The organism is Alteromonas sp. AMM-1, from assembly GCF_047290655.1.
GTDB lineage: Bacteria > Pseudomonadota > Gammaproteobacteria > Enterobacterales > Alteromonadaceae > Alteromonas > Alteromonas mangrovi.
This window is the reverse complement of the sequence record NZ_JBLBUE010000085.1, coordinates 1-14,810: the sequence shown is the minus strand read 5'-3', so window position 1 is coordinate 14,810 and position 14,810 is coordinate 1. Positions and strand designations below refer to the sequence as shown.

The window sequence follows — 14,810 nt, the reverse complement described above, 5'->3', positions numbered from 1 at the left end:
GATTTCCTGCGTGGGTTCGGATTCCAGGGTAACGCATCGCGTTCCGACTTCAGCCGCAACGCAGATGAATTAGGCATTGGCGCCAGTTTAAAAGACAGTTTAAGTGAGCCTGGTCCATGGAGCGTGAGTACTGTTGGGTTTGGTGAAATCCTGCCAGACCACCGCAATAAAGTATCGCTTAACCACGACGTGAAAGACGCCTGGGGACTACCGGTACTGGAAATGGATGCCAAAATCCGCAACAACGAACTGAAAATGCGTAAAGCCATGAAAGAAGACATTGTAGAGATGTTTGATAGCATTGGTTTAAAGAACGCGATGGCCTGGGAATCTACCTATCATATGGGTAAAGGGATCCACGAAATGGGCACCGCACGCATGGGGCGGGACCCGAAAACCTCCGTGCTTAATAAGCACAACCAGGTGTGGGACGCGCCAAACGTGTTTGTTACCGACGGTGCTTGCATGACGTCATCGTCTTGCGTGAACCCATCTTTAACCTATATGGCACTGACTGCCCGGGCGGCGGATTTTGCCGTGGAAGAACTGAAGCGGGGGAATTTGTAATGAATCGTCGCGACCTCTTAAAATTTATTGCTACCGCCACTGGTGCCAGCTTCGTGTGTTCACCTGCCATGGCAGTATGGCAGACGCAGCCTGCATTAACTGCGGTGAAAGACGCAGGTCTCAGTGAGAACACGGTGGCGCTGATCACAGAATTGTGCGAAACCGTGATACCTCGCACTGACACGCCCGGAGCCAAAGAAGCGGGGTTGCCAGCGTTTTTCATTGGTATGCTTCGCGATTGCTATACCGCTGAACAGCAAGCGCTGATGGAAGCCGGGTTTAACGATATTGATGTTCGGAGTCAGCAGCAATTTGGCAAACCGTTTGTAGCGTTAACGCAATCACAAAAAACAGCGTTGGCGAGTGAGCTCGATGCCGAAGCGCTGGCGTTTAACCGGGGCGAACAAACGGCCTGGAAGGGGGATGAGTACGAAGGACTGCCCCATTATTTTACGCTGTATAAACAGCTCATGATATTTGGCTTCTTTACGTCAAAAGTAGGCGCAACAGAAGTACTGCGCTTTTCCGAAGTGCCGGGAGACTACCGGGATATCCCTTACAAAAAAGGGGATAGAGCGTGGATGACCGTGTGGCCATTATAAGGAATCAGGAACAATGAAAAATAACAATCTTCTAAACACCATGATGGTCGTAAGTGTATCGTTAAGTGCACTGTTTACCACGCATTCTACTCTGGCTGCCGAAGCGCTCACCGACTGCTCACTGCGCGATGTGCCATTTTCCAGTTCGTTGCCAGCATACGACGTAGTAATGCGACCCAAAGCCAAAGCCATTGTAGATAAGCATTATCCTGGCGTACTGGCGGCTATGCCAGCCTGGATATTAAATGAATCCATGCCGTCGTTCAGCACACTTATTACCTTAGATCAGATGCTGGAAAGAGCGGGTGTGAAAGATGACGACAATGCCGCAGCAATGCGTAAGGCGTTGTCTGAATTACCGGTTACTCGTGAAGACAAAATTGCGCGCTGCGCGCGCTTCGACGCAGAGCCTGTGTCGTTTGAATTGGGTGATGAGCCAATTCAGGTTCTGATTTACCAAAAAATCAATGGTTATGATCATGGTGACTCTGTTACTACGGCGACGGAAAACCTGACTAAGCTGGCCAAAGAGATGGGTTATGGCGTGTCAGTCAGTGCCAAGGGTAGTGCATTTACTCCGGAAAACCTGGCTGATTTCGACCTGGTAATCTGGAATAACGTTAGCGGCGATACGCTCACGGTGTCTCAGCGCGAAGCTTTTGAAGATTACATGAATAACGGCGGCGGTTTCCTGGGCATTCACGCATCAGGCGGCGATTCGGTGTATTTTTGGGACTGGTATCGCGATGTGCTGATTGGCGCACAGTTTATTGGCCATCCTTTGGGGGATAACTGGTTTCAGGACGCATCGTTGGATGTAACACATCACGACACCGGGGTGGCCGACGGCATTCCATCGCGCTGGGTATTAAACGATGAGTGGTATTCGTTCTCTGATAGCGTATCTGCCAAGGGGTACGACATTGTGATGTCGATTGACGAAAGCACCTACACGCCGGGCAAAGAACTTGAAATGGGTAAAGATCATCCGCTGGTCTGGACACACTGTATTGGTGCTGGCAGAGCGATGTACAGCGCCATTGGTCACCGCAAGGAAGTGTACAATGCCGAGCATAACATCACCTTGCTTAAAAACGGCATGAAATGGGCCTCAGGGCAGGGAAATGATACCTGTCAGTAACTACCCAGCTCAGAGAGCTAGCTTTGGAAACCACGGGTAACCTGAGCATCTAATCCATCCTGGCCCGGCGTTGACCGGGCTTTTTTATTGCAATCACCCAAACTAATTTTCTAAGTAGATCATCGTTCGACTGGGTTTGTGCTCTGCTGCATAAGTAATATTCACATGCGCAGCCCGATGCAAATCAATCACATCAGATTTACTCACTGTTTCATACAGTTCAACCGGCACGGCCAGTCGTCCTTGTGACGTTATCAGGCAGTATTTAGTTTTAGCCCGGTTGGAGGTTTCCGTTATTTTATCGTTTATACGTACTTGTGATACCGATTTAGCGCGAAGCGATTTAGTGAAGTGGTTATATTCGGAGAGCGCGCGAAGTAACCGATAAGTCTTGAATATCAAATACGCACCCAAAGGCAAAGTAAAGATAATCAGCCCTGTGGTAAATACCGGCAAAAACAGCACGCCAACGGCCAAAGAAAAATACAATGATTTTCGCCAGCGTCGGAAAAACAGTGTTTTCACCACCTCTCGTTCCCGAGCGGAAATTGCATAGTGCTTCTCCTGCTCGATAGCAGTTGATTGGGAGCCGGAACTGCCAGGGGCAGATTGCACAGAAGTTGTATGTTCTAGCACCTGAAATGTGAGGATATATTGCTTCTTTGGACTCACTTCCAGGTAGACAGTATCGCCGGTAGCGGCCTGATGGTATTCCTGTGCATTCACCTTCAATTCTTTGCCGTCAATATTCAGGTAGTACGAGATCCGTGTGGTGGTTCTCGTGGAACGGTGTCCGCCACGTATTCCCCCGGAATGATGTGTCGATGTAGATACGTGCTTGTTAACGCGTTTGTCGCTTACTCTGCCCGTGTAGCAGTGCTTTATTCCTAAAGCTAGTTCGGTGTGATTCTGCCAGGCAAGCGCAACAACAATGCCTGCAAAGATAATGGCAAATACGCTGAATATGATTACAGGTATCTGACTTTGATGAATTCCGCTGAGTACATTTGTGAAAATGACATAAAAAATCATACCGGCGAATACGGTAAATCCGCCCATTATCCAATATTGATTGCGTAAACGCTGGCGATCCTTCTCGCTAAGTGGTTTCACTTCGTACTGCTTGGCTAACATCTATTCTTCCATAAAATCTGTTAGGGGGATGGCATTGTCTTTATCCTGTTTAAAGCTAATGCAATAACAGACTATCAGTTTTAACGAGCGAAGGGGAAGTGCATAACCTTGATGTGATCAAAAATTGGTCAGTGGGTGTTGCTGAAAAAACGAACGTCAATTAGTATGCTTGCACACTAACAAGGAGTATCGTTATGAATAGTTGTAAAGGAATTAAGCTTTTAGTTCTGCTTTCAGTGTTTATGCATTTTTGTGCATTCTCTCAAACTTCCACCTCTGAACAAGCCTGTATGAAAGGCAGTCCCGACGGCTGCTTTAACCGTGCGTTAGATTATTACGACGGTGCGGGCGTGCCACAGGATATAGCCAAAGCGGTGTCTTTTTTTAGTAAGGCATGTGAGTTGGGATTATCAAACAGCTGCATGAACGCGGCAATGATTGCAAAAAGCGGTGGTGGTAATCTGGCACCAGATATTGAGCTGGCTACCGTCAATTTCGAGAGGGCCTGTGGGTTGGGCGTGGCACAAGGGTGCGACAATGCGTTTTACTACAGAGGCAATGAAAAGTCGCCGGTGTATAACCCTGCAAAAGGTATGCTGGTGGTTAAAAATGCGTGCGCAATAGGTAACGAAAATGCCTGCTTTTGGGGATTATATCGCGCATTTGACGGGAAGAAAGGTGAGTTTCCCAATCTGATCGATAAAAAAGAAGCGGCCTGGTTTGGTGAATTCACCTGTCGAAAATACAATGATTCATTAGGGTGTCATACCGCAGAGACTTACTTTGCAGATCCCAGCTCTCCAGGCTTTGATGCTGAAAAAGGATTGCTTTATTCCAAGCTGAGTTGTGACACTTATTCGTCCAGCGTAAGTTGCTACAACGTAGGTAGTATTTACTGGCAAATCGAAGAGCGCAATTTAACCTCGCAATACTTGCAAAAAGCCTGTGATTTAGGCTACGCAAAATCCTGTCAGTATGCCAAAGACTGGCGTGAATATGCGCAGAAACTTACAGCATACGAAGAACAAAAAGCGAAAAATGATGCGCTGATCAATGGTGCATTATCGCAAGGACAATATGGCCAGGCAGTGTCTGCAGCAATTCATCAGTTGCGTTCGCAAGAGTATGTAGAAAAAGCAGTGCTGGCTACCAGTCGTGCAGGTGCAATGGGGCAGGTTAACACTAACGATTTATACGTGATTGCTTCCTGGTTTTCTTCGGGGCCGGTACGCGGTGCTGCCGACAGTGAAATGTCTGCCAGAGGTACTGGTCTGGAAGGCACGTTTGGTGAAGGTACCAATACCGCAGGCGCAGCCGACGCAAGGTGGAAAGCTGCTTACGGCGGCAACATGCCAAGCCCGTCGTCATCAGCTTCTGCGCCAAGCATAAAACCCATGCCAAGTGCAGCGGAAATATCCGCGCAAACTCGTGAAAAATACCGTTATGCACATTGCGTAATGTCTGGCAGTAATACCAGCGCCAAGGTATGTAACAGGTAACATCCAGCGTTAATATATGCTGCGCCTAGCAAAGTAAAATGCCTGGCGCAGCAGTCATGTCACTGCTTTAAATCATTATGCTTTAGTCTTCTTGTCGTAGTTACCATCTGGCCTCTTTACCCACTTCAGTTCAGCTTCATTGCGGTTGATTTTTATCTACAGTGTGAATTCTGTTATAGCGCTAAATTCAAGCGGGGAAATTGACTAAATTGCATGAGAACCTGTATCGACAAAATAGTTGGCTGCACTGTAGACCATGGTAACGTTGACCGTACTTCACTAACACTGCTGATGTAACCAACCATGAACTCGCATAAATCCTTTTATATGGTGTGTGGTATTGGGGCTGTGGCGGGGGTGGTTGGAATCCTGCCGCTCCCGCTTAGCTTAAAAGCAGTACTGTTGGTGGTTGTGTTGTGTGCGTTGTTTGTTATTAAAACGGGTGACGGGGATAAATAACACCTTTGGTGTTTTTTATCCCATTAATTGCTTTGATCGAGTAAGCGGAACAATAGTGCTACAACATGTGCTTCTCGTACTCGGAGGTTATCTCTACAGATGATAACGAATCAAAAGCTATCTGATGTTTACGAAGCCAGTTTTCGGTAATACAAGCATAGCCACCTGAAGCCCAACCGTCGCCCCAACTGTTTGCCGTTACCATGCAGTAGTCTCCTTCATTCATACTTGAAGGTAACCGAATATAGCCAACAAACAAGATGGCATGGCCGCCCGCGTGACTGTCTGTTTTACCGGAATACTTGCCTATATTACCTGCAGTGATAATGGCATCTTCATAAAAATTGTCACTGAGTTTAACACCAGCCATTACAGGATGATTTGCCCTGATTTCCTGCAAAGCTTGATTTAATGTTAATTTGTGCTGAAAGGCACCTGAACGAATGCCTGGCTTAAACTTACAAAATCCCAGAGGCGTTTGTGTTTCGTTAGTTGAGATGGGTAATGCCACATAAGGACAGTTAGCTTCAGATAACACACCCTCGCTGTTTTGCTTACTATTTTGCAGTCCATCGGTAAACCAGGAGCCACTTTGCTTGTCGTTACAGGGCGATTTTTGACATGAAGGCTTACTTAACCAGTAAAAATGTTGTTCCGATAAATCCGCCGCAATATCGCGTTGTATCAAAACAGTTTCCATGGCTCTGACGCCAGCAAAGGCCGCGCAGGTTCCCCTGAAAGCCTGATTTTTAATGGGTACGTCCATAGCATTGGGGATCACATAAAACTCACCGGGACGCATACTATCAAGGGGATTCGAAACAGTACTTAGCATTACAGGTGAATTAACAGTCAGCGAAGGTTGTTCCAATACTTTGGGGTCAATAGTCGCGCTCTTATGCTTGTCTATATTTTTGACGTATTGCTTTTTTGCCTTCGCCCATTTTGCTACCGTTTCATCATATTCTTTCTGCCACGCCGCCTTGGTGTCGGCATAGTCTTTTTTCATTTTCTGCTTCATTTCCTCATAGCTGAGATCAGATGAAAAAAAATCATCGTCTTCATCGTCACCGAAAAAATCGTCTTCTTCGGGTTCAGGCTCGGGCTTTGGTTCAGGTTTTGGCGTGGGTTTCGGTTCGGGCTCAGGCGCTGGCTTAGGTGTCGGTTGAGGCTCTGGTTGCGGGGCTGGAGTCGGTTTTGGCATGTCCTTGTCATCATCGGGCAAACTCATCCCCATTTGGGAGAGCAGATTCTGCATCACTATGGAGGTGCGTGTGGACATGGGGGCGTTGTGCGTTGACGGGAGAGTTTTTACCTCCTCTGCCAAGGCCGGCGAAAAAGCCAGTAATCCACTGAACAACAATAATGAGGCATCGACGTGTTTAGTAAACATAATTCTTCCCTGAACCAACGTGATAGAAATTATCACTGTCATAATTGAAAAAAAAATGTACTATAAAATGCTCAAATAATCGACAACTATTCCAGGGTGGAGCATGGCCGTTGACGACAGTGGAAAGTCATTCATTAAACGGTGTTTACAACTCAAATTATGGCTGGTTGTTTACCTTGCTATAATCAGTATCCCAGCAGTAGCCAAAACCACTGAGCGCGACGTGTTTTTTGCCGGTGTGTCGTTTCTTGGCTCTTACGCCATGGTTGAAGCCAATTACCCCGCAGGACTGAAGCTCAATAACCCGTCGCAGGTTGGCCGCGACAATACCCTGGACAATCGCTTTCTTACCTACTTACAAGCGCAGCCACCCGTTCATTATCAGTTGAATACCGGCCTGGCAAATTTACGTCGTTCAGAGAGTGTGGTGGTTAGTCTGGCCATAGAAAGTGAAAAAATCAGCCAGGAAGTGATTGGCCGAAACCGAAAGATTATTTTCGAAGTTGGCGCCCAGTTATTGTTCATGGACTTTTCGAATATGACGTTGCTGGCCAATTACCCCATTGAACTGGCGATTAATCACATTGTACCCGCTGATATATCCCTCCAGGACGATACCTTCAACGGTATGGAGGCTTTGTATTTTGGTCAGGATGGCGCAAGTGGCTTATTGCAGAAGGCGGCGCAGCTGGCGCAACAGGTTCAGCCCTTTGCTCAACAACGGATCCGCTTTCAGGTTGCCAGCGTGAGTACCCACGAGCAGGCCAAAGCCTGGTTTCCACCCTCCCTCACGGAAGCGCAGTTTAACCAGCATATTGGACAGACCTTTACTGCGCAGCTTTCGTCACAGTACGGGCTTGCGGTACTGCCTTTTGTAAAGGGGTATGCGGTGGGCAATAAAATGGCGGGGCGGTTCGCCAACGGTGATGTGTATAACCTTACCTTGCCAGAGCCTGATTATGAGTTTGTGATCCTGGTGCGCGATTTTAAAAAGGTTGAACAGGATTCCAACTATCTGTTTGGCGCCCGTGTTGGCCTCAAGTTTAGTCATCGTGCTACCGGACGGGATTACATCAATGGCTTTTATCACCTGGCCGTGCCTAAACTGGGATCGGAGAACATCAGTGAAGCTGACGACTGGAGCCCATCTGAGGACGCGGTTGAATCGCTGCTCTCCCAATGGATACAGCAACTGAGTAGTCCTTCTGAAGAGTGGCACAAAATTCATGCGTCTAATAAAGCGAGTTTTAACGAGTTTAACCAGAAAAAGGAGTTGTTTAATGGTGAATAATGCATCCAAGGTAATGATTATTGTTGCACTATTTATTGGTGTATTGGGGATGTCACCGGCGCTGGCTGTTGAGCAATCCGCCACTGCCAAAATAAGCTACGGCGGTTGGGGGCTGGATTCTGACGAAAAAAAGGAAGCAGAGCAAGCGGCGCTCCGTAAAGCCATTGAAACCTACATCGCTGAGGTACAGCAGGCGCATTTTCGAAATTATAAAAAAGTGAAGGCTGAAATTGATAAAAACATAGAAAGCTATTTTTTAGACTATGTGGTTACCGATGCTAACGAAGACAAAGACGACGATACCTATGAAGTAACCGTGCGAGGAACAATCAACGAACCCATGTTAATGGCAAAGTTGATTAGCAGTGGAGACGAAGTGGATATATCGAAACAAGCGTATTTAACCTTCGTTTTTGTTGCCAGAGAAATTGCCGAAACCACTTCAACAACGAATGAATCCACCAGCAATACCAAGTCTCAGGGGAAAGGTATTGCTCAGTCGGGTACAGACGAGACCACCGAAACCTTTAAATCCAAGACTGAAACAGCAAGCATTAAAACTGAGAATAAACGGATCAGTGACGTTATTTCCTATCGGGTGGCTACTGCAAACGAGGTGGATGTGGCTATGGGTAACGTGTTTACCAATGCCAACTATCTGGTGATCGACGCCGCCATGCTGGAAGAAGAAACCGACTACCTGCTGGACGTAAACAGTTTTATTGAAGACTACCAAACTGGTAATGATCTCAGCAGCAAAACCAAAGGCAATGCGTTAAAAGGGCTCAGAGGGCTGGAGGATCCTATTGATTATATGGCAATAGGTACACTGGATATTGATGAACAGCAAACCAACGAACAAACTGGTATGTATCGGATTTCGGTATCTGTAACCGGGCAAATTTTGTCGGTACGTCACCGCGGTGCTGCGGTGGCCAAAGTTGGGCCGGTGCAGTATTTCGGCGAAGGCCCTACACTCACTGTTGCCAAGAATAATGCCCTCAAACTCGCGGCTGAGGAAGCGGCTCAGGAACTGGTTGCCATGTTAAGCGGTAAAAATATTCGATAACCCGATACACACGATTCGAGGAGCAGAGGATGCGTAACACTATTTTTTATAAAAGCGTAATTGGCAGCATTGCCGTTGGTTTATGTTTGTCGGGGTGTGCTAACACCGAAAAAGGTAACGGTGGCAATGTGTTTTCCGGCGTTACTGATATGTTTGAAACATCGACTTCTACAACAACTGCACCAGCCTGGGCGAATGAGCCGCTCATTACCGCCGGGGAATGTAATTCTTTTACCATGGATAATGTGAGCAGCTTTGTGTCAACTTACGACTCGCAGCCAATGGGGCCGAAGGACAGTGCTGAGCTTGCAGGGCAAAAAGCCATGGATAAATATACCCTGGCAGCCGTGTTGGTGAATCGGGCGCAATTGTGTATGGCTCAGGCACTGGATTTGAAGGGGACCATTGAAACCCTGGAAAAGGAGCGGGAAATTCTGTTAAGTGGTACCAGTTTAAGCAAGGAAGAAATCGAAAAACACCGTGAATACTCAGCGCAGGCTAGTGCGGAAGTAAAGAAATTTACCAGCGAAATTGACACCATTGAGCCTGAAAAACGAGAATCACTTACCTTGGGTATCGCCACATTTTTAACCGGCTCTTACACTACCGTTAGAGTTACCGATGCAGTACAAACCTACATACAAAGAACCTCAGACGACGTAAGTAGCAGCGCCAAACTTGCCCAAAGTCAAAATACGGTGCAAAGCTGGTTGGCCGCTGGCCAAAGCATATTCAGTAAAGCTGCCGGTGGGGGAACCGTTATTTATAACATCGCTTCAGGTATGACCGACCACGTGATGAGCCTTTACGATACCGGCAACTATTTTATGGAATTTGCTAAGAGTCAGGATCTTAATTTACCTGCCGACGCGACCAGTGGTTTTCTTTCCGAGTCTGACTGGGGTACTGAAGAGACATTATAATCAGCACCGCTATGCTGAAATAACAGTATCTAAAATCAGGCCTGAAGTGATAGCTCAGGCCTGCATGTTGGCTTAACACTTTGGTTAAGTGAGTGCGGTAAGGCAGAGTATTACATTTACCAACTCATACATGACCTGACAGTCCGCAAAGAGCGAATTGCGGACATCAGATGGTCAGTTCGCATTGGTCTGCTTTAGACAAATACCGGCTATCATGCAGTTAATGCTTCGTTTCCTATCTGATTCGCGAAAGCCCTTAATACATTTGATAACTGCGCTCGGCATCAGGAAATGGTAATTTGAATGCGTGAGGCCGTCGTTTAAACATGCAGGCTTAAAGGGCGGCCTCTTTCACAATGCGCGTAGGCATGACCAGTCATAAGATAATTCAATACACACATTTTTGCGTGATTACTAAATTTTCTTGGTAGCTGGCACGCAGCGAATATCTCCAAAAAGCCTTCACTCTCCAGAAAAAACCTAAACAGCTAAGTAGCTTTTACACGCAGTGCCGATGTTGTTTATTAAACCAATAATCACCGATGCACCTAAAATATTTTACGCAAATTTTACGCTACTTACGCTCTGCCCTTTGGTAAATTTACGCTATAGAACCGGTAGCAAGCAGTAAAGTTGGCAGAATTGAAGAATATCCATACATTAATCAGAAAATCGCCGTTTATATTTGCGCTGCTGACAGTATGCATAGCTGGCATTGTCTCATTTATTCTCGACGCATGGTTTTTGCCGACTCAGGGCACACTGCTTATCCTTCAGCTCGCCGTAGTCATCACAGCGCTTCCCGGTAATAAGCAAAGCGCTATATTCGCAGGTGTGCTCAGCGGCATAATTTATAACTACTTTTTTACTACCCCACGTTTCTCGCTGCACATGTCCGATGTAGACGATATTGTAAACCTGTTTATTTTTTTGATTGTCGCTATTTTGACTGGCTACCTCGCTGCTTTTTATAAAGCACAACAGGAAGCGCTTGAAAGAGCAGAGCTTCGTGCCAGCATTTTGATGTCAGTGTCACATGATTTGCGAACGCCTATGTCAACAATCATTGGCTCTCTAAGCAGTTTACAGGAGTATCAGGAGAGGATACCGAAAGAGGAAAAAGATGAATTGTTGCAAGGCGCACTGGAGGAAAGCCACCGTTTACATCGCTATATTGAGAACCTTCTTCAGGCCACGAAGCTTCATCAGGGGATAAAGCTTAATAGTGTAGCTCAGGACTTATTTCCTATCGTCGATAATGTTGTCAAAAGATTTGAAACGGATCGCATAAAAATTACCAGTAGCGGCATAGTGCCGAATGTAGTTGCAAGCGCTTATCTACTGGAGCAGGCAATTTACAATGTAATTGATAATGCGCTTAAGTACTCACCAGCCCATTGCCCTATAACTATAACCGTTTCCACAAGTCATTATTTAGTGAATCTGGATATCTCAGATGAAGGTCCCGGTATTGCGCAGAAGGATAAAGAATCGGTATTCGACCTATTTTTCTCGACCAGAAAAGGTGATTCAGGGCACGGCGGTTCAGGGGTCGGGTTAACTGTCGCAAAAGGGATCGTCGAAGCACATCACGGAAGCATTTCCATATTACCAAGTGATAGAGGCTGCATAGTTCGCATTTCATTACCATGTGAAGAGGCAGCCTGATATGAGACCTCGCATCCTAGTTATTGATGATGAAGTTCAGATTCAGCGTTTTATGAAAATATCGCTAGCGGCAGAAGGCTTCGAGTACATTTCAGCGTTAAACGCCACAGACGGTCTCAAAATAGTTCGTGAGCAGTCACCAGACATTATTATTCTTGACCTCGGGCTACCCGACAAAGATGGTAGCTGGTTGCTTTCACAGCTTCGCGTTAGTAGTCAGACTCCGGTGTTAGTGCTCACTGCGCGAGATGAGGAGGACGAAAAAGTCAGGTTGTTGAACGAGGGAGCGAATGATTATCTTAGCAAACCGTTTGGCATCAAAGAGCTTATCGCCCGAATAAAAGTTCTGCTACGGGATTTGAGGGGCACAACGGTATTGTCTCCGGTATTAATGTGCGGCGATCTCTCGATTGATACAGCTCAGCGTACTGTAAGACTTAAAAATTTTTCAGTTCCTCTCACCAAGAAAGAATACTGCTTACTGCGCTATCTAATGAGCAACCCAAATGCGCTTTTTACTCACCAGCAGTTACTTCACCATATATGGGGAGAAACACACACCGATGACACACATTATCTTCGCATATTAGTAAGCCAGCTTAGAAAGAAACTGGAAGACGATAGCAACGCTCCAAAATACATCATTACAGAGCCCGGTATTGGTTATCGCCTTTTATGTCCCGTCGAACATTGTGAAGTATAAAAGCATTGATTTCCGATGGTTAGTCCTACCAATATTGTCAGGCTCTTATCACTTCCCGTGCTTTGGATGGGCATCGTTCAGACCAGCTTCGGGTTACTCTCCTTCTTGGTGTTTCAGGATAATGTTGGCAAGGCCTTCATCCAGCCGGCCTTATTCTTTATTGTTTTGGCCTCAATCTTTTTATACAGGCTTAAAAAATATGATGTAAAGGATATCAGCTATAGGGATGCCTTGATGTTCGCCTCGCTTACATGGATTGTTACTGGAATAATGGGAGGATTTCCCATCATGTTGGTAACCGGCATTAGTTTTACTGACGCTGTATTTGAATCTCTCAGTGGACTGACAACTACCGGGGCAACCGTCTTGACCGGGCTGGATTCGATGCCAAAGTCATTTTTGATGTATCGTCAGTTCTTACAATGGATGGGCGGATTGGGGGTGGTGATCTTTGTTGTGGCCGTATTACCAATGTTGAATGTGGGTGGAATGCGGTTGCTCAAAGCTGAGACACCGGGGCCGGTTAAAGACTACAAGTTGTCTCCACGTATTGCCAATACAGCGCACTACTTGTGGTTGATTTATGTGCTATTAACTGTGCTTTGCGCAATAAGCTATTATTTTGGTGGAATGACCTTTTACGATGCCATTGCCCATAGCTTTACTACAATCTCTACCGGCGGCTTCTCAACCCACGACGCCAGCATGTGGTTCTTTGAAAGCCATTCATTGTTGTTTGTTTCAAACCTCTTTATGTTGCTTGGGGCAACCAGTTTCGCACTTCACTTCAGGGCATTGCACTCCGTTACTCCTTTTTTATATTGGCGAGATGAAGAAACCCGCGTTTTCATCTGCTTGGTGGGCGGTCTGTCGCTAATGTTGACACTGATGCTAATTATTGGTGACCGTTACCAACTGCTGGAAGGCCTTAGTTTTGCTGCATTTCATGTAATTTCATTTATCACCAGCACGGGGTATGGTGCTGCGGATCTAGGTTCATGGCCCGCCACAACAGGATTTTTTCTGGTGTTCTGCGCATACCTCGGTGGCTGCGCAGGCTCAACTGCCGGTGGCAATAAAATCATCCGTGACATAATTACCTTCAAAGTAATCAGACGAGAAATTCTCCAGTGCATTCATCCAAAAGCAACATTACCGCTTCGATTTCAGGGAAAACCTGTAGATGGACGGGTTCGTCATGCTGTTATGGCGTTTATGTCTGTAGCCGCAGGGTCATCACTTATATTTACATTGCTGCTCATGATGACTGGCCTTGATTTTTGGTCGGCATTTACTGCTGTAGCCGCATGCATCAACGAACTGGGTCCGGGGTTCGGAGAAGTCGGGAGTAATTTTATACCGGTATCTTATACTGGCATCTGGCTGCTGAATGCGGCAATGGTACTGGGAAGACTGGAATATTTCACCATTTTGGCGATGCTAACCCCCGGTTTCTGGCGTTACTAATGTAAGAGAAGAATGTTTTATGGCTCACTTTACGGTTATTGGACTTGGAAGGTTTGGCATTACCGCAAGCCTCGAACTCATCCACCTAGGGCATACGGTTACTGGCATAGATTGTTCAGAGAAAATAGCTGAACACTATGCAGAAGAGTTGACTCATACCGTTATCTGCGATGCTACCGACGAGCGTGCGTTAAAAGAGTTAAATTTGGCTCAAAGTGAGGCTGTATTGGTTGCTATCGGTGAAGACATGGAGGCTAGCCTTTTGATTACACTGCATTTAAAAAATCTCGGCGTGGGGCAACTTTGGGTCAAAGCAAATAATACCGCTCATCACTCTATACTCGCGAAATTAGGTGTTTCAAGAATTATCCACCCCGAGGAAGAAATGGGCGTACGAGTGGCACAGGCATTAAATTATCCCATGGTGGCAGATTATATCTCAATTGGTCATGGCTACTACGTGGTTGAAATAAAACTGATTGAGAGTTTAAGTGGCACCTCTTTAAGTAGTCTGTTGGGAGATCGTATCCACTCCGTGGAGACACTGCTGGTAAAAAGAGATCAAGAGCTCTTTCCCAGGCCCCACGAAAGCTTCACGCTCCATACCGCAGACAGCATACTGCTTTGCGGCACGCGTGCCGTATTGAAAAGTCTTGCACCAAGGTTGAGCTAAAATGGTTCAGTGGCATCCGTCTGTTCGACTCAGAGAGAGAAAGCCCAAGGCCGCAAGTAAAATTCATGCTGCACCGCCTGTCGTACTTTCAGTTGGCTTCCTTACTCTTATAGTGGTTGGGATGCTCCTTCTAAAGCTCCCGGTCGCAACACAAACCCCTATTGGCTGGCTAGACAGCTTGTTTACCGCAACTTCTGCGGTAACCGTTACCGGACTTGTTG

At 46.4% G+C, this 14,810-nt stretch carries 13 protein-coding genes and 1 pseudogene; 12 read left to right on the top strand and 2 right to left on the bottom strand.

Annotated elements, in window-relative coordinates:
• The 3 genes from ACLR2L_RS13175 to ACLR2L_RS13165 all read left to right on the top strand — a co-directional run.
• On the top strand, positions 1 to 567 hold a 567-nt coding region (locus ACLR2L_RS13175), incomplete at its 5' end, for a GMC family oxidoreductase (protein ID WP_413368645.1).
• Complete coding sequence (locus ACLR2L_RS13170) at positions 567 to 1,169, top strand: gluconate 2-dehydrogenase subunit 3 family protein (RefSeq protein WP_413368644.1); 603 nt, start codon at positions 567 to 569, stop codon at positions 1,167 to 1,169. The genes ACLR2L_RS13175 and ACLR2L_RS13170, both read left to right, overlap by 1 nt.
• Positions 1,170 to 1,182: 13 nt before the next feature.
• Positions 1,183 to 2,310, top strand: a complete 1,128-nt coding sequence (locus ACLR2L_RS13165) for a ThuA domain-containing protein (protein WP_413368643.1) — start codon at positions 1,183 to 1,185, stop codon at positions 2,308 to 2,310.
• Positions 2,311 to 2,412: 102 nt separating this feature from the next.
• Here ACLR2L_RS13165 and ACLR2L_RS13160 read toward each other — a convergent pair whose 3' ends face one another.
• A complete protein-coding gene (locus tag ACLR2L_RS13160) occupies positions 2,413 to 3,444 on the bottom strand; it encodes a hypothetical protein (RefSeq protein ID WP_413368642.1) in 1,032 nt (343 codons plus the stop codon).
• Between the two features lie 194 nt (positions 3,445 to 3,638).
• Here ACLR2L_RS13160 and ACLR2L_RS13155 point away from each other — a divergent pair, with 194 nt between their 5' ends.
• Positions 3,639 to 4,943, top strand: coding sequence for a tetratricopeptide repeat protein (locus tag ACLR2L_RS13155; protein WP_413368641.1), 1,305 nt, complete (start codon positions 3,639 to 3,641; stop codon positions 4,941 to 4,943).
• 517 nt (positions 4,944 to 5,460) lie between these two features.
• Here the strand turns inward: ACLR2L_RS13155 and ACLR2L_RS13150 are convergent.
• Entirely contained in the window at positions 5,461 to 6,795 is a 1,335-nt protein-coding gene (locus ACLR2L_RS13150; RefSeq protein ID WP_413368640.1) for a C1 family peptidase, read from the bottom strand.
• Between the two features lie 103 nt (positions 6,796 to 6,898).
• Between ACLR2L_RS13150 and ACLR2L_RS13145 the strand changes: the two genes are divergently transcribed.
• From ACLR2L_RS13145 to ACLR2L_RS13110, 8 genes and pseudogenes are all read left to right on the top strand, one after another.
• Positions 6,899 to 8,086 (top strand): hypothetical protein, encoded by a 1,188-nt coding sequence (locus ACLR2L_RS13145; RefSeq protein ID WP_413368639.1) that lies wholly within the window; start codon positions 6,899 to 6,901, stop codon positions 8,084 to 8,086.
• A complete protein-coding gene (locus ACLR2L_RS13140; RefSeq protein ID WP_413368638.1) occupies positions 8,076 to 9,155 on the top strand; it encodes a hypothetical protein in 1,080 nt (359 codons plus the stop codon). Before ACLR2L_RS13145 ends, ACLR2L_RS13140 begins: the two co-directional genes overlap by 11 nt.
• Before the next feature lie 29 nt (positions 9,156 to 9,184).
• A complete protein-coding gene (locus ACLR2L_RS13135; protein WP_413368637.1) occupies positions 9,185 to 10,078 on the top strand; it encodes a hypothetical protein in 894 nt (297 codons plus the stop codon).
• A 633-nt stretch (positions 10,079 to 10,711) separates the two neighbouring features.
• Positions 10,712 to 11,746 carry a DUF4118 domain-containing protein gene (locus ACLR2L_RS13130; RefSeq protein WP_413368636.1) on the top strand — a complete coding sequence of 345 codons (1,035 nt, stop codon included), beginning with the start codon at positions 10,712 to 10,714 and terminating at the stop codon, positions 11,744 to 11,746.
• 1 nt (position 11,747) lies between these two features.
• Positions 11,748 to 12,449 carry a response regulator transcription factor gene (locus tag ACLR2L_RS13125; protein ID WP_413368635.1) on the top strand — a complete coding sequence of 234 codons (702 nt, stop codon included), beginning with the start codon at positions 11,748 to 11,750 and terminating at the stop codon, positions 12,447 to 12,449.
• A gap of 15 nt (positions 12,450 to 12,464) precedes the next feature.
• Positions 12,465 to 13,916 (top strand): TrkH family potassium uptake protein, encoded by a 1,452-nt coding sequence (locus ACLR2L_RS13120; RefSeq protein ID WP_413368634.1) that lies wholly within the window; start codon positions 12,465 to 12,467, stop codon positions 13,914 to 13,916.
• Positions 13,917 to 13,935: 19 nt separating this feature from the next.
• Positions 13,936 to 14,589, top strand: coding sequence for a potassium channel family protein (locus tag ACLR2L_RS13115; protein WP_413368633.1), 654 nt, complete (start codon positions 13,936 to 13,938; stop codon positions 14,587 to 14,589).
• 1 nt (position 14,590) lies between these two features.
• Positions 14,591 to 14,810: pseudogene (locus ACLR2L_RS13110) on the top strand (Ktr system potassium transporter B); the annotation flags it as partial.

Bases quoted from the DNA above. Each gene is read 5' to 3' on its own strand.
- ACLR2L_RS13150 (WP_413368640.1), bottom strand. From the start codon at position 6,795: ATGTTTACTAAACACGTCGATGCCTCATTATTGTTGTTCAGTGGATTA.
- ACLR2L_RS13135 (WP_413368637.1), top strand. From the start codon at position 9,185: ATGCGTAACACTATTTTTTATAAAAGCGTAATTGGCAGCATTGCCGTT.
- ACLR2L_RS13145 (WP_413368639.1), top strand. From the start codon at position 6,899: ATGGCCGTTGACGACAGTGGAAAGTCATTCATTAAACGGTGTTTACAA.
- ACLR2L_RS13165 (WP_413368643.1), top strand. From the start codon at position 1,183: ATGAAAAATAACAATCTTCTAAACACCATGATGGTCGTAAGTGTATCG.
- ACLR2L_RS13140 (WP_413368638.1), top strand. From the start codon at position 8,076: ATGGTGAATAATGCATCCAAGGTAATGATTATTGTTGCACTATTTATT.
- ACLR2L_RS13160 (WP_413368642.1), bottom strand. From the start codon at position 3,444: ATGTTAGCCAAGCAGTACGAAGTGAAACCACTTAGCGAGAAGGATCGC.
- ACLR2L_RS13170 (WP_413368644.1), top strand. From the start codon at position 567: ATGAATCGTCGCGACCTCTTAAAATTTATTGCTACCGCCACTGGTGCC.
- ACLR2L_RS13115 (WP_413368633.1), top strand. From the start codon at position 13,936: ATGGCTCACTTTACGGTTATTGGACTTGGAAGGTTTGGCATTACCGCA.
- ACLR2L_RS13120 (WP_413368634.1), top strand. From the start codon at position 12,465: ATGGTTAGTCCTACCAATATTGTCAGGCTCTTATCACTTCCCGTGCTT.
- ACLR2L_RS13125 (WP_413368635.1), top strand. From the start codon at position 11,748: ATGAGACCTCGCATCCTAGTTATTGATGATGAAGTTCAGATTCAGCGT.
- ACLR2L_RS13155 (WP_413368641.1), top strand. From the start codon at position 3,639: ATGAATAGTTGTAAAGGAATTAAGCTTTTAGTTCTGCTTTCAGTGTTT.